Below are 18,771 nucleotides of genomic sequence, written 5' to 3'. Positions count from 1 at the left end.
AGTCACCAGGCCCCTTTAATGGTTGTAGTTAAGTTAGTCGTTGCGGGTCAGTTTAGACAGATGTGGTTTTGCTGCTGGTCTTGTTGTCGTTCCATGGAAGAAGTCGGGATTCGATATAACCGACACAGGTGTAGAGTAGCATGGCGACCAGCATAAGCATGAACACGCCGACCCATACGGCCGGAAGGTTGAACAGGTTGCCTTCGACGAATACCATGTGTCCGAGTCCTTTGTCAGAAGAGATGAATTCTCCACCTACGACAGACACCAATGCCAAACCGATATTGATCCGGAAGGCTGAGATAATCCATGGCAGAGAGGAGGGAACAATAATTTTGCGGAAAATCTGTGATTTCTTTGCACCGAAGGATTTCATCAGATTAATCTGGGATTCGTCGATTTGATGCGTCGCTTGGTAGGCGGATAATAGCGCTACGATAAACGTTGCGACAGAGGCAAGAGCAATCTTGGAGAAGATGCCTGAACCGAACCAGATGATAATCATGGGGGCGAGTGCGATCTTCGGAATACCGTTCATCGCTACAATGAACGGATCGAGCACACGGGCAACGGACTTGGAATACCACATGAGTAATCCTGCCAACGAGCCGATTAAGCTCCCTGCTACGAAGCCGATAACAGTGGCATTCACCGTTGCAAAAGCGTCTGTAAGCAGTTGCCCTGAGCTGGCCATCGTGATGGCGGCATCAAGAATGGCGCTTGGTGATCCCATGAGGAATCCGTTAACCAGTTTCAGACGAACGGCGGATTCCCAGATCACCAGGATGACCGCTACAATAATGAACCGCCACAGCATCGTTATGAGCCATTCTTTGGAGAAGGTGGACTGTCTGCGTTTGCTCTTCACAACTCCAGCAGGCTTTCCGGCAAGGGTAATTTCAGGTGATGTGCTCTTCATTAGCTGATCCTCCCCATTTGGATATCAAGCTCTGCCCAGATCGATTCAAAATACTGTTTAAACTTCTGGTCGGAGCGGGCTTTCAGTGCTGAACCGTATTGCGAGGCGAGACCAATCTCATACACCTGCTTCACGGTCGTTGGTCGTTTGCTCATGACAGCAATGCGGTCGGAGATGGCGATGGCTTCCTCAATGTCATGCGTGATAAGCACGCCTGTCTTGCCCTCGGATTTCAGGATAGACAAGATCTCATCTTCCAGAATGAGTCGGGTCTGATAATCAAGTGCGGAGAAGGGTTCGTCCAGTAATATAATATCGGGCTGGGTAACGAGGGTACGTATGAGGGCTACACGTTGGCGCATACCGCCTGATAGTGTGGAGGGATAGGCTTCTGCGAATGAAGCTAGGCCATAACGATCCAGATAATCCATGGCAATATCGCCGCGATCTTTTTTGGACATGCCCTTCACTTCCAAACCTAGCGTGACATTGTCCAAGATGCTTCTCCAAGGCAGCAGCAGATCCTTTTGCATCATATAGCCGACATGCCCGGTGGTCTGATCAATCTCTTCGCCACAGACGATAACCTTGCCATTCGTTGGTTTAAGCAGACCCGCGATAATATTGAAGATCGTACTCTTGCCACATCCGCTCGGTCCCACGATACTGAAGAACTCCTGCTTCTTGATTTGCATCGAAACCTCAGCGAGTACTTGAATATCTTCGCCAGTTGCACTGACAAATGATTTGGATACGCCTTGTATCTGTATAGCCATGATAGGTAGCCCCTTTCCTACAGCCTGATGGTTGTTCGGTTCTTGATGTGAATTGATGTTAATAAACGTGACATTCATGAATATATTCCTAATCATATAGACTGTGGGTTCTGTTGTCATTAGTTACTTTGAACATAAAAATACAATTAAATCAGTTAAAATGAACAATTGAAGATTGGATATGAAAAGAAAAACAAAAGAACGTGTCATTATATATGACACGTTCTGGGTTCAAGACGTATGATTAACTTCACTGGGAGGTGGATTAAGCTTCAGAAGGGACTCAAGTGCAAAGGCAAGTCGAAAGCGCAGGCTCTCCATCGGGTCCTTGATGTTTCGGCCGGTTAGTTTCTCGCATTTTTCCAACCTATAGATCACTGTATTGCGATGTACAAACAGTTCTTTCGCTGTATCGACGATCTGGCAATGATTCTCATAGAAGGAGGACAAGGTCTTCATAAGTTCGCTGCGCTCGTTTGGATCTCGGCCTTCGAAGGGTTTAAAGGTTTCTTGATGGAACTGCAACATTTCATCGTGGGGAATCATACGCAGCAGGCGACTTATATCCATCGTCTGATAGGAATGGGCGAAGCGGGTCTTTCGCATCTGATAGCCGGATTGAAGCGCCTTGACTGCTTCCTTATAGGAGAGTCCGATATCCAATACATTCGTATAGGGATTGCCTATTCCGAAGGATAAGCTGAGCTGCGACTCCGTATACAGATTGCTTGCGATTCGCTCAAGTTGCTGAGTAACGGTGTGTTCGTCCCAAGACGATTCGTTCAAAAAGACGAGTATACCAAACTGGTCGTTTTTGGTGAACATGACGAAGGAGATATCCAGTCTGGCGAACTCCTGCTTAATCAACTCGTAATTAGCGTCTCGTTCCGAGATGAACCGCTCTTCTCCTGAGGGAGTGAGAATGTGATTAGGTTTGTTCGGTAAAGGTTCATCCATCTTGGCGATGATGAGAACGGAACTTCCTTTTGCATGCAGCCCGTATTTCTTGCCGCGATGCAACGCTTCTTGTTCCGAACGAATGAAGCCTTGAATGAGATCGGAGAAATATTCATTTTTGTAACGACGGGAACGCTCTTTGACCGCTTGCTTCTTGGTTAACTCCAGACCGATTACATTGACGGCTTGCTCCAGTGCCAGAGTGGAGAGTTTAGAACTTGCGGAACTATCGTATCGTGCGATCAAATAGCCCTCGTGCCGATCCGTGAAGATGGGATGAAGCTCGGCGTGTCGATATGTATCAGCAGTAAGCAGGCAGATCGAGATTGCGGTATGGAAGGAAGGGTGCTCATCTATAAATGACAGTAAGGGCCCTGCGAGAGACTGGTCATCCATCTGTTGTGCATAATGGGAGCTTGCCGTAATCTGTTTCTTGGAACCAAGCAGAAGAACGGGTGAAGAGAGTAACTGAGACAACGTATCTACGATGTTGGGTATACCTTTTCCTTGCATAATCATCGTGGAAAATTGTTTGTGAATAGATAAGGCGTAGTGAAGCTCATGGGTTTTGTTCTGAAGGATGGCGCTAATCGATTGTTGAAATATTTCACCGAGTGTATTGTCGATCTCCGACAGCTCGATGATTGGGAAGCCCAGCCTGTCGGCTGTCTCAAGCAGTTGTGGAGATAATTCAAGAGAGAAGCGCTGTGTCTTGACCGCAAGCGCTGCACAACCGATCGCATGCATGTCGGTAATGAATCCAAGATGAGCATCGGGGCGGTCTTTCAGAATATAACCGTTGGTCAGCAGCATATCTCCGGGTTTCAGGAATTGTACAATATCTGGGGCATCCATAATATTAATCGATTGCACCAAACGATCTAGGCCGCGATGTCCGGCAATTACCTTCGCTTTGGATAGGATGGGGATAGTCAATAACTGTTGCAGATCCATCTTCAACCCACTCGCTTTCGTTATTATATGTTATAAAATCTAACATTAAGTGAGGTGGGCGTAAAGAAAAGTTTGGATAAAGAGGCTAAATGATATTGATTTTTTAAGCAGATTGTACAAAATGCTGAGGTGGATTAGGTGTGTTTCTATTAAAATGCGTGAGGTAAAGTTACATAAGATAAGGAGGATCAGCAGTTGCCTGATTCGGTGATCATCGAATGATGTCGATAGCTTTCGGAAATCCAATGCAAACAAATTTCTCATAAATATAAAAACTTTCCAATAATTCAATGCGTTATACTAAATAGATATAAAGAAAATTTGATAACTATTAACAATTCTATCACTAAAAAGGAGTTCTCGATCCATGAAAGGAAAAGGATTAGTATTGCTTCTACTTGCCAGTGTTGTTGCTAGTTCTATTTTAGTTGCATCGACTACAACTGCGGAAAGAGTCATAGCCCAAACTCCGATGGAAGCCGCAACTGAGTACTTTGATGCTTACATTGCTAAGGATGTAGAAGGGATGATGTTCTATGCTAAAGATACAAATTATTTGGATGAGAAGAGTCGTGAAGAAGGATATGTAAAGGACTTGAAGACCAATCCAACTACAGGGTATGAGATTGTGGAGAGCAAACAAATCAATACGGATGAAGTTCAACTTTATGTCGTTCAAAAGTATGCAGGACAAGACTATGAACAGTCACCGCCACTCCCATATAAAATTTTCAAAAGCGGAAATGGATGGAAGGTTTTAGTAGAGCCACTAGAAATCAATACATGGACAGGTGAAGTCACGAAAGGTACACCGATTCACGCTATGCAGTATACAGATCATTAGTTGTTGTACCTGTCTTCTACCAAACATAGGCCCACTTGAACTAGAAGGCAATGGATATATGAATGCATACTATAGAAACGATTGAGGAGTGAGTGACATCCAATGAAAAAATTATTGGTTAGTACGGCATCGATAATGACTGTTTCGGCAGTGACTGCTTTAAGTATTTATGCGAGTAATTTTTATGATGAAGCTACAGCGGATAACCCAAACTATCCAGATTTTGGTCCAGCAGTAACATTATCAGAAGAGGAAATAAATAGAGCTTTAGAAAATGTCAGTGGTATAACGACTTCTTTTGGAACATTTGAAAGGGTAACCGAGAAAGATCCCTACATTACCGAGAAGGAAACGGTTGATAACTTAGATCATTTAACGGCCGATACCAAACAAATTTTTTCTCATGGTAATTATTTTGTGAAAAGCGAATCAGAGGAATAAATTTGTCATAAAAGGAAGTTAGGAAAGGCGGTGTAAAAATGCCAGCTACTTGGACATTTAGTGCAAATAGGACAAGAGACATTCTCTCTTATAAGAAAATAATCTTATACTAGGAGATGTTCATACTATGAAAATTTCAGACCGACTATTAAGACAATATTTAGATCATGTTTATTGGATATGTGGAGGCCCTTGCGGCGGAAAAAGCACGATGACAGAGTTACTTTCTTCAAAATGGGATATGAATTATTATTCTTCAGATGATCACACGTTTGATTATCAAAAAAAGGCTAATCCGCAGGATCATCCCGCCATATTACGACATTTTATTGATTGGGAATGGTTCTTTTTAGGACGAGGGAATGATAGAAGTCACTGGTTAAATTCCGTGTTTGACGAGAGTGTGGAATTTATCATCTTGGATTTGTTACAGATGGGGAAAGAGAAGCCAATCGTAGTAGATACTTTTATGGAACCTGCTTATCTAAGGGAGATTGCTGACCCCAACCGAGTTATTTATATGTTTGCAGAAGATGACCTCATTCGTGCGGATTATTTAGATCGAGATCATCTGAGGGGCATGGAGGGTTTGTTTCCTAATTTATCAGATCCACAACGTGCACGGGACGAAACATTAAACACAGTGGTTAGAGCATCGAATCATTATCTGCAACAAGCAGAGCAGTATCAATTAAAATGCTTTATAAGAACATCTCAGTCCAATAAAGAGCAGATGTTATTAGAAGTTGAAAGGCATTTCGGTTTCAAATGATACTGAATTGTTAATGATATCAGTCCCAGTCGTCATTTGTTACACTAAGGGAATACGATAGCTCAATAAACCACAGAAAACAGCAATCGGCTGCTTTTGTTCAGGTGACGGGCAGGTTAACTCAATGTCATCTTGCGAATTACAAGTGTAACTTTTTGACTAATTAATAGCGTTGTTAGTCACAAGTGATTTTTTACAGGTTCAAGAATAACTAAATAAAAGAATATGAGGGATGAAGTATTGAAGAAAAAGAGACTATTTTATATTGTTGTAACATTAGCCTTAACAACAGTGGCCCTAACTGCCTGTGATTCAACAAGTCCAACTCAAGAGAATTTAGATACTCAAACATCTAGTGTGTTATCAAGTCAGTCCCAAAGTGCAACCCTTTCTAATTCTTTAAGCGAACAAGAGAGCAAACCCTCCCACTTTATTGCTTCTGGAGGCGCTACGGTGCAGCAACCCTTTTCCATTAATCCGGAATTTGTACATATAAAACTGCTTATGAAGAACAATAGTAGCCATGAAGTCAATGTTAGTTTGACGCACTTAGATACTAGTAAAGTGTATTTCGCTAGAACGATTGCTCCCGGGGAATCTTTAGAGTGGATAAATGTTAAAGAAGGTTTCACACAGGGAATGAGTACTGGAGGCTACTTGCTTCAATGGAACGGTGGCGGTTATCGCGTTGATGGGGAAGTATGGGGATCATCCGAACAAAGTTGAAAGGTAATACATAAATCAATTAAGAATTGCTGGGACACTAATTGACTAAACCCTTTCTTATCTGATGAACTAATAAAAATGCTACAGAAAGTGGGAACAACATCTATGATTCCATTAGTATATGACCAGATTAACCATTGGGGAAAAGACGACGAGTTTTTCCTTGCCTTACTAAATAAATTAAAAGTAGAGTCTATCGTTGACTTAGGCTGCGGAACAGGAAGATGGACGACTCATCTTGTTCAGTACGGTTATAAAATTACAGCTATTGATCCCCATGAAGAAGCAATTGAAGTAGCGAGAATTAAAGATAATGCAGGCAAAGTGAATTGGATTGTAGGAGATAGCTCAAATTTACAAACCAATACCAATGACGCGGTTATTATGACTGCCAATGTGGCACAGGTATTTCTTACTGATGATAGTTGGAAGAAAGTAATCTCAGACGTATTTCGATCCCTAAACGTTGGCGGCCACTTTATTTTTGATATTAGAAACCCGTTGGTTAAAGCGTGGGAAGAGTGGGAGAAGGACGGGACGCCGGACTTAGCTAAAGATATGCGAAGTGGAGACCCTCTTGAAATCTCTACAGAATATGAAGGGTTTGAGGGAGATATCTATACTTTCTATGAAACTGTGAAAAATACAAAAACAGACGAAGTCCTAGTTCATGAAAAAATGCAGATCAGATTTCGAAATCAAGAAGAATTGGATGAGTCGCTGAAACAAACAGGGTTTTCGAAAATTGAAACATATGGCGATTGGGATTTTAAACACGCAAATTCTAAAAGTCGATCCTTTATTTTTCACTGTGTAAAATAGAGACATTAGAATACAACATATTAGCACTCCTTAAATGTCAGAAAGCAGCTGATCCATGTGATCAGCTGTTTATTTTTATTTTTTTCAAATAAAGGGCGGGTTAATTCATATAGAATGCAAAGTTAACTTGACACAAAATGCAAAGTCAACTATGCTAAAAATGCAAAGTAAACATTGCAAGGACGTGATTACATGAAGACAAGAATTGCAGAACTGCGTAAGCAGCATAAACTGTCACAGGAAGAGTTGGGACAAATTGTAGGTGTTACCCGGCAAACCATCACTTCTCTAGAAAGGGGAAAGTATACGGCTTCCCTTATTCTTGCTTACAAAATTTCGAATTTTTTTGGACTCGCTATTGAAGAAGTTTTTGATTTCAGCGAAGTGGAGGAGATATAAGTGGACAAGTTCAAGATTAAAGTAGAAACTCGCAAAAACGCACTGTCACTGGTAGCTGCTGCTACGATATTGATCTATGTAGGACTTATATTTTACAGAGGTGGACTGCCCGCTCTGCCTAGTTTTATAAAGGGATTTCATACAGGAGCTTTTATCGGGGTTGAAGTGGCCGTCACTTATTTTCTCGTCAGGTATATAAAAGCCAGCAAAAATGAAGCCGAGTTGAAGAAGCAGTTTATTGAGGAGAATGACGAGCGGAGTGTTACAATACTCCAGAATGCAGGCACACTTAGCGTAGCAATTATTCTTATTAGTCTGGGCATAGCCTCCATGATTGCCGGTTTCTTTAATCCCATGGTATTTTACACCTTACTAACTTGTTTATTATTTGTTTTAATCGTATTTTTGGCACTATGGATGTATTACACGAGAAAAATCTAAGAGGCAGGTTCGTGATAAAATAGAGTATCTTACTAAATTTGGGGGTGGTGGCGAGATGGCTGAAATTCTTGACAAAGGTCCTTTTTATCATGGGACACGAGCAGATTTGCAGATTGGTGACTTGCTCACAGCTGGCTTTCGCTCAAATTACAATCCGGATGTTGTGATGAATCACATTTATTTTACAGCTTTACGTGATGGGGCTGGGTTAGCTGCGGAGTTGGCAAAAGGCGGTGGTGAACCGCGCGTGTATCTTGTTGAACCAACAGGGGAATGGGAGAATGACCCAAATGTGACGGATAAGAAATTCCCAGGTAATCCGACGCGATCATATCGCAGCAAAGCCCCACTAAAAGTTGTTGGCGAAGTGAAAGATTGGGTGCGACAAACGCCTGAACAACTCGCAGTTTGGCATAAACGCCTGGCGAAAATAGATAAAGGTGAGATTCTAAATTAATCTAACTATTAACACATAAAAAGTAGCTGATCCATGTGATCGGCTGCTTTTTTTTTGAAATAACGGACAGGTTAGTGCAGCATAGTATAAAAGTAATCAAACAAGGGTTAAATTCATTTAAATAAAAAGACGAAACCATTTACGGCTTCGTCTTTTGTGGGTTTGCAAACCCTTTTTAATCCTAGATAAAAAGGTTCTTTTTACAGCTGCACTATTGCACAGAAAGTACAGTCTCTAGCTCAGGGATGTATTTCTTCACCATACTTTTGTCTTCCCACTGTCCTATAACCCCAGTTGGGGCTTGACCTTCGGATACGACTAAGTAAGGTTTAATGGTTACGGTACGCGGTAGCGTCTTGAAGGGTTCAAAGCGAATATTATAAGATTCGCTAATGGGGTGAGAACCGATGGGCTTCAGTTGAACGCCATGTTCATCCACAATATCATATTGAAGAGCGATGATTCCCCCGTTAGCACCCTTGTATTCCGAAGGGATAGAAGCGAGCATCTTTTCTATGCTCTGGCCCGGATTGGTTTTGTACTCAACGAATAACTGCGTTGTGATAGGGGTAATTTCCAGCTTACTGATCTGCAAGTTAATGTTATCATGATGCTTGGTCTCCTTTGAAGTGAGAACGGTAACGGGCGTAGTTTTTGTAACAGGCAGAACGAATTGGAACGGGACATCGTAACCCTTTAACGTTACATTTACACTCAAGTCAAACTGATCAGGGAACTGGACATTCTGGTCTGTGACAGTAGTGTTGGTAACCTGAACGATTAAGCTGGAAGCATCCTTACCATCCATAAAATCGGAATTCCAGCTCAGAGGCTGGCCTTTATAGAGAACCTCTAACGTATCCACTGCCCCTCTATTGGCATCAGAAAACAGCGAATTGGGCTCCGAATCCAGGTGATTTCCAGGAGTGGTTACGTTCATAAGAATGCGGGTTCCGTCAAATAACAACGTTGGAATATTCATAGTCACGTTGCCATGGGTCACGCTTTGGTTGACCTTAGTGATGAAATCATCAGCTTGTTGAAGACCAGGATCTAAGTTGTTTTTTCCCCATAATGAATAGATTTGTCCTAGGACCGGAATTTGCTTGAGAGCATCAGCCATTGCGGGCGATACAAAGCCGGAAGCGATGAGTGTCACTCCAAGGAATGCAGCGGCTGCAGTGGAAACCCACCATTTATTAAAAGTTCTTGAACCATTTGTTTTTCGCTCAATCGAGGAAACGGAATTATTGGTTTCTCTGATGATTTGGTAAGTCTCATTCATCTTGGAGCGGGCAACATCCGATAACTGATTGGGAAGTAGGCTTTGGCAGCTCTTTAATTGTTCTTCTAACTTAGTGTTCACGATGTCGCAACTCCTTTTTCTTGATTGATTAGAGATGAATGTTTTAGCTTTTTACGGGCGCGATGCAGCCGGGTCTTCACGGCTACCTTAGAAATTTCGAGAATGTCGGAAATTTGGCTGATCGGCATGTCCTGTAGGTAATGAAGGAGAATCACAGTCCGCAGATTTTCCTCCAGATGTTGAACGGCATCCCATAATTCGATTTTCTCATAATCCTTGGAATTGGAAGTGACTTCGGGAAGCTCTCCGTAAGGAAGCGTTCTGGAGCTGCTTTTGACCATTCTGTTGCATTCATTAATCAGAATCCGGAAGATCCATGTTTTGAAAAAAGCGGGCTCTCTGAGTGTGTGGATGGACTTAAAGGCTTTAAGCATTGTCTCCTGCAGGGCATCTGCACAATCTTCGTCATTGTTGACGATGGACCTTGCAGTTCTATATAAAGGTAATTCCATCTCTAACATTAACTGCACGAATGCTTCAGGATCCCCAGCTTTGGCTTTGACGACAATAGAATCTGTATGCAAGGGTTCACCTGCTTTCTTACTAAAAGTATTAGAATGTTCGTAACGTTACTTATATATTAGATCGAGTAGGTAGATGAAAGGTTACATGAAAAAAACGTATTCTAGTAATTCATCCCGTTTATGAGACAAATACCCGTAACTTTGACCCGGGATGTTGTTGAGCCTAGGTTTATCGAAAGTCGCTTTTTTTGGATTTTCGCTAAACGATGTGATTATCCAAGAGTTACGATATAGGTAAATGAGCAAAATTATATACTTGACTCTAAAGTGTAATAGTGGGTATTATTTCCATATATCGATGATTAAGAGAATGGTCTAATGCTATTCGCGCTTCCCATCCTGTGTTATGAACGCGCAGGACTTAGGTCTTGCGCGTTTTTTTATTTTTGTTCACAAGAAATGGAGGAATGTAAATGGCAATCATGACAGATTCAAGAGGTAACATTTTTTTGGAATTTATTCGTATCGAGTACGAAAGGTCATTACAAGTAAACTGGATGCTCCACTAACACATGCTCTAATTGTGGTAAAGTGCCAAGGAAAGTATCTATTCATGCATAATAAGTGGAGAAAAAACTGGGAACTTCCTGGGGGGATTATTGAAGCCGGAGAGCATGCGGAGCAATGTGTAATTAGAGAATTGTATGAGGAAACCAATCAAATTCTGGATACAGCTGAATTCAAAGGGCTAATGAAGTTTAGACTCCAGCCAAGTTTTCATGGACCGGAAAGGACAGAGTATGGAGCTCTGTTCATGGGTGAACTGTGCCAACTTGATATTTTGTTGAAAACGATGAAGCTTCTTCAATAATCCTTTGGGATGGCACATCCGAGATTGGTGATATCGCAGAAATAGATAGGAAGTTAATTGAATTCGTGTGATACATGATTGAACTAAGAGTAAGCAATATTGCAGGGAAATCAATGAACGTATTGAGCAACCCTCTCCATATATCATTCGTTAGAGTATGAGAGGGGTGATTACTATTAATAAAATGAGTAATAGCATCTTAATGTTGGTCTCAGTGGTATTCATGATGTTATCCGGTTGTTCATCAACAGAGAAACTTGAAGATACAGTTACTAAACGTGTAGTCGCATCTGATTTTGTTCTCGAAGTCACAACACCAACTGTTATAGGCACGGGTGAGACAATGAAAGTAAAAGGGACATTAGAATATACAGGTATCAAACCCGTTGAAGTTACCCATGGAAAACCAATCATTCGTTTTTTCTTTTCCGGTAGTGAGGAGGAACGCAGCTATGCGGATGTGGGGTACTATACTGAATTTAAGACAGGTCAAGTGATTGAGGTCGAAGATGAATTCATGGTGAGCAAAAAAGGGAAACAAAATCTCTATGTGGATATGACCGCGGATATCGAATTAACCATGGATCCAATTGAAATTCTTGTGAAGTAATTTTGGTAATATCGAACGGATTGAGAAGGTCAACTCAAAATGAAATGTCTACGAAAACGGTATTTTATTCCAGATTCTGAATTCGTAATTCATAAAAAACCTCCCGTCCCACGGAGTATATGGGATTGGGAGGTTTTGATTATAGCGCTAATTCAACGTTTATCGTATAAACCATCCGGTGGGTTGAGGGGTTACGTCTGCGGTATCTCGTAAATCATGGACTTTGACGTTGCTGCCGTAGATCATGGAATCGCTACTAAGTCGGAACGAAGGGAAACTGTGCTCGGATTGTAGACGCAGACAGGGTTCGAAGTAAATCTGCTGCTGTTTGTTGATGACAAATGGAAGCGAACCCGCTTCTACAGTAACATCATCGCTATCCGGTTCGTTTAAGATCAGAAGTACCGCAATTCCGTCACAACCGCATCCATCGGTATCATAAAACAATTTGAAATAGCCTGGTCGATCTCCCAGCTTTTCAGTAAGTCTTGCTTCTGCCAGCGGACTGACTTGAATGATCATGACGTCGTTCACACTCCTCTAATCCCCATTGAATTCGCTTACATTTTAATATATGGGCCATAAAAGCAGATTAGAAGGTGAATTAAAGAAAAGCAAACATGTCCTGTAAAAATAATGACGCTAAAGCGTAACGCATTCAACAACTCACACATAATGTCATATCCCGAAGTGCTAATGGTCCAGTATAAAATCATTCGCCCCTCAATGGAACCCATTTCATCGCCATTCCTTATCTGGTATGATAAGCAGGGAAAATAGGGAAAATTAGAGAAAAAGGAAGGTTCCGCTATGACACCGATCACCATATACGACATCGCCAAAGAAGCAAACGTATCTGTAGCGACAGTCTCCCGAGTGCTGAATGATACGGCACCTGTGCGTGCAAGCACCCGAGAGAAGATTATGTCCATCATCGAAAAACACCAGTTTCAGCCCAATGCGCAAGCGCGCAGTCTGATCAAGAAAGAGACGGGTACCATCGCCATCATCCTGCCGGACATTACGAATCCCTTTTTCCCGGAAGTCTTCTGGGGCGCGGAGAATGAAGCTCGCGGGTTAGGATACACGTTCTTTCTCTGCAATACCGCAGGCGACTACAACAGGGAATCTGAATATTTGTCCATCTTGCGAGAAAAGCGGGTAGACGGGATTATTTTTCTCGGCGGGCGAATCAACATGCAAGTCTGTCCGGATGACATGGCGCAGGAATTGATTGATATGGGCAAACGCATGCCGATCGTGCTGGTCAATGGCAATATTGCCAAAGGCGGATTCCACCGGGTATATACCGATGAAGGAGCAGGGGCGGCCCTTGCAGCTGAGCATTTGCTTGAACTGGGGCATCGTGATATCGCCTTTGTCGGCGGGCTGAAAGAGTTATCCACCACCATGGTCAAGGTCAGAGCGGTGCAGAAGAAACTTCGGGAGCATGGGCTCGAAATACCGAAAGAACGGCAGCTGCTCGGAAGTTTCTCCATCGACGATGGCAAAAGGGAAATGTCCAAACTGCTGGATCGGGACAATCCGCCAACCGCGGTCATATGTGTGAATGACAACACAGCCATTGGTGCGATCAAGTCGACGATTGAGCACGGGCTCTCCATTCCAAAGGATATATCCATTGTGGGTTTTGATGATACACCTCTCGCCAGTGCGGTTATACCGGAACTGACGACCGTATCCCAGAACACATATCAGCTTGGCAAACAGGCTGTGGACGTGCTGCATGAGCTGATTAACCAAGGCAAACCGAAGAAGCAGATTATTCTGCGACCGGAGCTAATAGTGCGTCAAAGTACAGGACCTGCTGCAAGATAAAGGGCCTGTAATTGGAAAAGAAAGCGTTGACATTTCCTCGAAGGGTGAAATATAATGAGTGCGTGAATGAAACCCCTTTCATAAAGTGGAACGGGTTTTATGTTTCAGCTTAATGAAACCCATTTCATGAAACGGGTTTCAGTGTGGTCATCCATTCATTAGTTCAAGGGGGCGTAACGTATGAGAAGAAGTTTAAAGGTCATTTCGTTATTGATGTTGGTCATGGTAATGGGTCTGACAGCCTGTAGCAGTAAAAGTGGTTCCTCCGGCGAGTCCGGTGGCAAGGTAGATTTGAGCATGACGATCTGGGGCTCAGAGGATGAGAAGAAAATTTATCAGGAACGACTCGATATTGTGAAGCAGACGTATCCTGATATTAGTGTGAAACTCAACGTGGTTGCAGGAGATTATGACCAGAAGGTACAGACCATGATCGCCGGAGGAACGGCACCTGACATTATGATGATTGCCGAGAACTATCAGGCCTACGCCTCCAAGAATCAGATTATACCGCTGGATGACATGATCAAGGCGAACAATGTGAACATGTCAGAGCGTTATTCCGATGATATTGCGAACCTGATGAAGTATGATGGCAAGCAATTCGGTTTGCCGGATCGTGCAGGCGCGATGGTCCTCTTTTATAACAAAGATCTGTTTGACAAAGCCGGGGTGGAATACCCAACCAAAGATTGGACGCAGGACGATCTGATGGCAGCTGCTCAGAAGCTGACGGTGAAAGAGAATGGCAAAACAGTTCAGTGGGGCTACTATCCAGGTAGCTGGTGGCCACAATGGATGCAGCTCATCTACCAGAATGGTGGTTCGTTGTTCGATGAGAGTGGCAAACCAACTTTCGATACGGAGCCAGTGCGTAAAGCACTGCAATTCATGAATGATCTGACCTTCACCCACGGTGCAGGACCAACGCCAACCGAGATTGCCGACATGGGGAATATCGGAGCCGATCCGCTGTTTGCACAAGGCAAGATCGCCATGGAAACAACCGGTTTCTGGAACATTGGTTCACTTGCTAAGGTCGAAGGCATCAACTGGGATATCTCACCGGTATGGGGCGAAACGAACGCATTCTTCAACGGTTTAACGATTACCAACGCTTCCAAACACAAGGAAGAGGCATTCAAAGTTATTGAAGCACTGACGACACCAGAAGCACAGATGCCAATGGTCAAAGCCGGTCAGGATGCTCCCGCAACCAAAGCCGGTCTGTCCAGTGATGAATTCCTGAATGCTGAATATGGCGGCAAGAAAATCAACATGGCTGCGTTCAGTGAATCAACGATCTATGCAGAACCGTTCAATCCGCAATGGAACGAAATGATGAAGCTGATTAACGACAAGCTGGGTGTGTACTTCAACAACAAAGCTTCACTTGATGATACCGTTACTGAAATCCAAAGTGGACTGGAAAGACTCTACAAATAGAGGTTGTTCAAATAGCATCGACAGGAGGACAGGTGGAATTCGGCATGATTGCGGGTTCCATCTGCTCTCTGCGTCATGGGAGGGCTTAACGTGAGAAAAAAGGACGGGAAATGGTTCTACATCTTCATCTCGCCTTGGCTGATCGGGTTCCTGGGGCTGACCCTGGGTCCGATCCTGTTTTCCATCTATATGAGCTTCACAAATTGGGATCTGTTCCAGTCCCCTGAATTCATCGGTATCGACAATTACAAAATGTTGCTGACCGATGATCCGATCTTCTGGAAATCCGTCGGCAATACATTCTTCTATGCGCTGATATCCATTCCACTGGGCATGTCGATCTCGCTCTGGATTGCATATTACCTGAACAAGAAGATCAAAGGGATTACTTTCTTCCGGATTCTATTCTACCTGCCTTCCGTCGTTCCGGTGGTTGCAAGTTCATTACTCTTCATTCACTTGCTTGCACCGACGGAAGGATTGATCAACCAGGCACTCGCGATCTTTGGTATTGAGGGTCCTGCCTGGCTTCTTGATCCCAACTGGGTTAAGCCTGCATTGATTCTCATGTCCTTATGGGGTGTAGGAGGCGGCGTGGTATTGCTGCTTGCAGGGATGAAAGGCATTCCGCAGGAACTGTACGAGGCCGCAGCCATCGATGGTGCGAAAAGCACACAATCGTTCTTCCATATTACATTCCCGATGCTGACTCCCGTTATTTTCTTCAATCTCGTGACCGGCATGATCGGGGCGCTCCAGACCTTCGCGCAGGTCTTCATCGTCACTGCCGGAGGACCTGATAATTCAAGTCAGATGGTCGTTCCTTACCTGTTCCAGAATGCATTCCAGTTCTACAAAATGGGATATGCATCGGCGATTGCCTGGGTACTATTCATCATCATCATGGCGTTGACACTGGTTGTATTCCGTTCATCGGCGCTATGGGTGCACTACGAGGAGGGAAAAGCCAATGAGTAATCCATCGACTGTGGAGAAGACGATATCCTATATTTTTCTGATTCTGGTCGGGGTGCTGCTTGCTTCACCTTTCCTGTACATGATCTCCATTGCACTGGCAAGTGACGCAACAACCGTCAAATCAGCTTTTACCTTCGTTCCAATGGAGTTCCAGTGGTCGAACTTTTATACGATTTTCACGAATAACAATCTCGGAACGTATCTCAAAAACTCAGTCATTATTACCATCTTTACGATTGTTGGATCGGTATTGTCAGCTTCCATCGTGTCTTACGGCTTTGCCCGAATCAAAGCGAAAGGCAGCCGTTTCCTGTTTATCGTGTTGCTCAGTACGATGATGATTCCGGGTGAGGTGACGATGGTACCGCAGTTCATCATCTTCCGTCATCTGGACTGGATTAATACATTCTACCCGCTGATCGTACCGAGCTTCTTCGCCGGAGCGTTCAACGTATTCCTGATTCGGCAGTTTGTCATGAGTATCCCCAAATCACTGGATGAAGCCGCCATGATTGACGGCATGGGACATCCGGGGATCTATTGGAAGATTATTATGCCACTAACTTATCCGATTCTGGCGGCTATTGCGATCTTCTCATTCTCCTATAACTGGGGGAACTTCATGGGGCCGCTCATCTATATCAATGACCCGGAGAAAATGCCGCTTGCACTCGGTGTGCAGCTGTTGACTACAGTAGGTGGCGGACAGATGCCGCCATGGAACCTCGTGATGATTGCCTCCCTGTTCCTCACCATTCCGATGGTAATGGTGTATCTGTTCGGACAGCGTTATGTCTATGAAGCGAACATTAGCGGCGGAAGCAGCGGAATCAAGTAACAGAAGGTGTGTAGTGTGTATGCATTGAACCTGTTGTTCAAGGCGAATGAAGTCATTAACGTACATGGAGAAAGGATTGTTTAGCCCATGGCGCATAAAGAACAACGCAGCAGGAGCAAACGGAGTTACATCCTCATGGGTGTGGCCCTGGTTGCCCTGCTGGCAGGAGGAGGAATTGTTATCAATCATTTTGCCAATGAATCATCCAAAACACTTGTATTCCAAGAGGAACCTGTACGTCTGAAGTTGGATCAGTCCTACGATCATTTTGAAGGTTGGGGCACATCACTTGCTTGGTGGGCCAACGATCTTGGGGGATGGAAGGATCAGGCGAAAGTGAGTGAAGTGATGGATCTGGTCTTTGATCCGGAGAAAGGCTTAGGTCTGAACATCGTTCGGTACAATATCGGCGGTGAGGAAAATCCGGAGATGAAAGCCCTTCGTCCCGGTGGGGACGTACCCGGCTTCCAGCCTGAACCTGGAGAGTGGGACTGGGAGGCCGATGCAGGCCAGCGTGCTGTATTACAGAGATCGATGGAGCGCGGGGTGAATATTGCGGAAGCCTTCTCCAATTCACCACCCTACTGGATGACTATTAGTGGATCGGTCACTGGAGCCGTGGATGGCGGCAATAACCTGCGTGACGACCAGTATGATGCGTTTGCCGATTATCTGACGGAAGTTGTGAAGCATTATCGGGATGAGTGGGGGATTACTTTCCGCACCCTGAATCCGCTCAATGAACCTTCCTCCGACTGGTGGAAGAAAGGCAATATGCAGGAAGGCAGTCATTTTACCAATGAGAAGCAGGCCGAGATTATCAAAAAAGTTGCTGCATCGCTGAAGAGCAAAGGGCTGGATGGAACCGTCATTAGTGCCGCAGACGATAACAGCATTGATGAGACGGTGTTCAATTTCAATCTCTATGACCAGGACACACTGGACGTAATCCAGCAGATCAATACCCATTCCTATAATGGTAGCAAAATGGAAGAGCTGCGCACGCTGGCAGAAGGCCATGGCAAGAAGCTGTGGATGTCCGAGTACGGAACAGGCGGCAGCGAGCCGCACAGTCATGAGGACATGACCTCAGTGCAGGAACTCGCAGAGCGCATCATGTTTGATCTGAAAATCATGCAGCCATCCGCCTGGGTATACTGGCAGGCCGTTGAAGATGAAGGCGCCAATAATAACTGGGGCTTCATTCACGCCAATTTTAACGGAGAAGAGCAGTATGAGATGACCAAACAGTACTATGGCATGGCCCAGTTTACGAAGTTCATTCGTCCTGGCGCAACGATTATTCCAACGGATGATGGTCGCACGTTGGCTGCCTATGACGCAGAACGTCAACGACTGGTGCTGGTGATTCGTAATGAATTGTCAGCTGGAACAACGGCGTTTGAACTGGAAGGGTATGCGTATGGAAAATCATCCACCGCGCAGGTGTATCAGACTTCGCCGGATCGGAACATGGAACAGCTTGAAGACATTCCGGTGTATGCCAACGGACTTGAAGTGCCTACGGCCGACAATTCCATCACAACAGTTGTACTGGAAGGCGTAACGTTGCAGGCGAACAGATAGCAGCGATAGGAAAGTTGTTAGGTCATCGTAGACCCAGTGTAAAGGGTCATTTAGTTCAACGGATTTGATTTGCCTTATATTTTTAAAAAAGTCATGGGACATATGAAACTATATAAATTGAATTAAACAGTTACACCAAACGGAGAGGACAGAAAAAACCTGAAGAAGCGAAGCGCTCGCCTACAAGCTTTCTGCAAGAAAGCTACATCGGAAGCATACGCTATCCCCGGATTTTCCCCTTTGAGAAAAGAAAATCAAAAAATC

At 44.0% G+C, this 18,771-nt stretch carries 21 protein-coding genes; 15 read left to right on the top strand and 6 right to left on the bottom strand.

The annotated features are described in order from the left end of the window. Positions 1-52: 52 nt before the first annotated feature. The 3 genes from MKZ12_RS22250 to MKZ12_RS22240 all read right to left on the bottom strand — a co-directional run bounded on the left by MKZ12_RS22250 (position 53) and on the right by MKZ12_RS22240 (position 3,606). Positions 53-919: an ABC transporter permease gene (locus MKZ12_RS22250; protein ID WP_339236631.1), complete on the bottom strand. Its 867-nt coding sequence runs from the start codon at positions 917-919 to the stop codon at positions 53-55. Next, a complete protein-coding gene (locus MKZ12_RS22245; protein ID WP_339236628.1) occupies positions 919-1,695 on the bottom strand; it encodes an ABC transporter ATP-binding protein in 777 nt (258 codons plus the stop codon). The genes MKZ12_RS22250 and MKZ12_RS22245 overlap by 1 nt, the downstream gene beginning before the upstream one ends. A gap of 231 nt (positions 1,696-1,926) precedes the next feature. Next, on the bottom strand, positions 1,927-3,606 hold the full coding sequence (locus tag MKZ12_RS22240; RefSeq protein WP_339256751.1) for a PucR family transcriptional regulator ligand-binding domain-containing protein: 1,680 nt from the start codon (positions 3,604-3,606) through the stop codon (positions 1,927-1,929). 367 nt (positions 3,607-3,973) lie between these two features. Here MKZ12_RS22240 and MKZ12_RS22235 point away from each other — a divergent pair, with 367 nt between their 5' ends. The 8 genes from MKZ12_RS22235 (at position 3,974) to arr (ending at position 8,508) form a co-directional block, all read left to right on the top strand. Next, positions 3,974-4,450, top strand: coding sequence for a hypothetical protein (locus tag MKZ12_RS22235; protein WP_339236624.1), 477 nt, complete (start codon positions 3,974-3,976; stop codon positions 4,448-4,450). A gap of 102 nt (positions 4,451-4,552) precedes the next feature. Then, positions 4,553-4,891: a hypothetical protein gene (locus tag MKZ12_RS22230; protein WP_339236622.1), complete on the top strand. Its 339-nt coding sequence runs from the start codon at positions 4,553-4,555 to the stop codon at positions 4,889-4,891. Positions 4,892-5,018: 127 nt separating this feature from the next. Beyond that, entirely contained in the window at positions 5,019-5,663 is a 645-nt protein-coding gene (locus MKZ12_RS22225) for a hypothetical protein (RefSeq protein ID WP_339256749.1), read from the top strand. 240 nt (positions 5,664-5,903) lie between these two features. Continuing rightward, positions 5,904-6,389: a hypothetical protein gene (locus MKZ12_RS22220; RefSeq protein WP_339256747.1), complete on the top strand. Its 486-nt coding sequence runs from the start codon at positions 5,904-5,906 to the stop codon at positions 6,387-6,389. Positions 6,390-6,494: 105 nt separating this feature from the next. Beyond that, positions 6,495-7,211 (top strand): class I SAM-dependent methyltransferase, encoded by a 717-nt coding sequence (locus MKZ12_RS22215; protein WP_339256745.1) that lies wholly within the window; start codon positions 6,495-6,497, stop codon positions 7,209-7,211. Between the two features lie 192 nt (positions 7,212-7,403). Next, positions 7,404-7,610, top strand: a complete 207-nt coding sequence (locus tag MKZ12_RS22210; protein ID WP_339236614.1) for a helix-turn-helix transcriptional regulator — start codon at positions 7,404-7,406, stop codon at positions 7,608-7,610. Next, positions 7,611-8,051, top strand: a complete 441-nt coding sequence (locus MKZ12_RS22205; RefSeq protein WP_339256743.1) for a hypothetical protein — start codon at positions 7,611-7,613, stop codon at positions 8,049-8,051. A 55-nt stretch (positions 8,052-8,106) separates the two neighbouring features. Beyond that, positions 8,107-8,508, top strand: coding sequence for an NAD(+)--rifampin ADP-ribosyltransferase (gene arr / locus MKZ12_RS22200; RefSeq protein ID WP_339236610.1), 402 nt, complete (start codon positions 8,107-8,109; stop codon positions 8,506-8,508). Positions 8,509-8,719: 211 nt separating this feature from the next. Here arr and MKZ12_RS22195 read toward each other — a convergent pair whose 3' ends face one another. Continuing rightward, positions 8,720-9,874, bottom strand: a complete 1,155-nt coding sequence (locus tag MKZ12_RS22195; protein WP_339256741.1) for a DUF4179 domain-containing protein — start codon at positions 9,872-9,874, stop codon at positions 8,720-8,722. Beyond that, positions 9,871-10,398: a sigma-70 family RNA polymerase sigma factor gene (locus tag MKZ12_RS22190; RefSeq protein WP_339256739.1), complete on the bottom strand. Its 528-nt coding sequence runs from the start codon at positions 10,396-10,398 to the stop codon at positions 9,871-9,873. Before MKZ12_RS22190 ends, MKZ12_RS22195 begins: the two co-directional genes overlap by 4 nt. A 523-nt stretch (positions 10,399-10,921) precedes the next feature. On the opposite strand from MKZ12_RS22190, the gene MKZ12_RS22185 reads away from it, so the two are divergent. Continuing rightward, positions 10,922-11,209 carry an NUDIX hydrolase gene (locus MKZ12_RS22185; RefSeq protein ID WP_339256737.1) on the top strand — a complete coding sequence of 96 codons (288 nt, stop codon included), beginning with the start codon at positions 10,922-10,924 and terminating at the stop codon, positions 11,207-11,209. A 166-nt stretch (positions 11,210-11,375) separates the two neighbouring features. After that, a complete protein-coding gene (locus MKZ12_RS22180) occupies positions 11,376-11,819 on the top strand; it encodes a hypothetical protein (protein WP_339256735.1) in 444 nt (147 codons plus the stop codon). Positions 11,820-11,978: 159 nt separating this feature from the next. Here MKZ12_RS22180 and MKZ12_RS22175 read toward each other — a convergent pair whose 3' ends face one another. Further along, on the bottom strand, positions 11,979-12,341 hold the full coding sequence (locus MKZ12_RS22175) for an iron-sulfur cluster biosynthesis family protein (RefSeq protein ID WP_339256733.1): 363 nt from the start codon (positions 12,339-12,341) through the stop codon (positions 11,979-11,981). Positions 12,342-12,629: 288 nt separating this feature from the next. Here MKZ12_RS22175 and MKZ12_RS22170 point away from each other — a divergent pair, with 288 nt between their 5' ends. The 5 genes from MKZ12_RS22170 to MKZ12_RS22150 all read left to right on the top strand — a co-directional run bounded on the left by MKZ12_RS22170 (position 12,630) and on the right by MKZ12_RS22150 (position 18,507). Continuing rightward, entirely contained in the window at positions 12,630-13,658 is a 1,029-nt protein-coding gene (locus MKZ12_RS22170) for a LacI family DNA-binding transcriptional regulator (RefSeq protein WP_339256731.1), read from the top strand. A 180-nt stretch (positions 13,659-13,838) separates the two neighbouring features. Continuing rightward, entirely contained in the window at positions 13,839-15,104 is a 1,266-nt protein-coding gene (locus MKZ12_RS22165) for a sugar ABC transporter substrate-binding protein (protein WP_339256729.1), read from the top strand. A gap of 90 nt (positions 15,105-15,194) precedes the next feature. After that, positions 15,195-16,082 carry a sugar ABC transporter permease gene (locus MKZ12_RS22160; RefSeq protein ID WP_339256727.1) on the top strand — a complete coding sequence of 296 codons (888 nt, stop codon included), beginning with the start codon at positions 15,195-15,197 and terminating at the stop codon, positions 16,080-16,082. Then, positions 16,075-16,920 (top strand): carbohydrate ABC transporter permease, encoded by an 846-nt coding sequence (locus MKZ12_RS22155; RefSeq protein WP_339256725.1) that lies wholly within the window; start codon positions 16,075-16,077, stop codon positions 16,918-16,920. The genes MKZ12_RS22160 and MKZ12_RS22155 overlap by 8 nt, the downstream gene beginning before the upstream one ends. Positions 16,921-17,007: 87 nt before the next feature. Next, a complete protein-coding gene (locus MKZ12_RS22150) occupies positions 17,008-18,507 on the top strand; it encodes a glycoside hydrolase (RefSeq protein ID WP_339256724.1) in 1,500 nt (499 codons plus the stop codon). Positions 18,508-18,771: the final 264 nt, after the last annotated feature.

This window comes from Paenibacillus sp. FSL R5-0713, from assembly GCF_037973325.1.
Classification (GTDB): domain Bacteria; phylum Bacillota; class Bacilli; order Paenibacillales; family Paenibacillaceae; genus Paenibacillus.
This window is presented reverse-complemented; position numbering and strand designations above follow the sequence as displayed.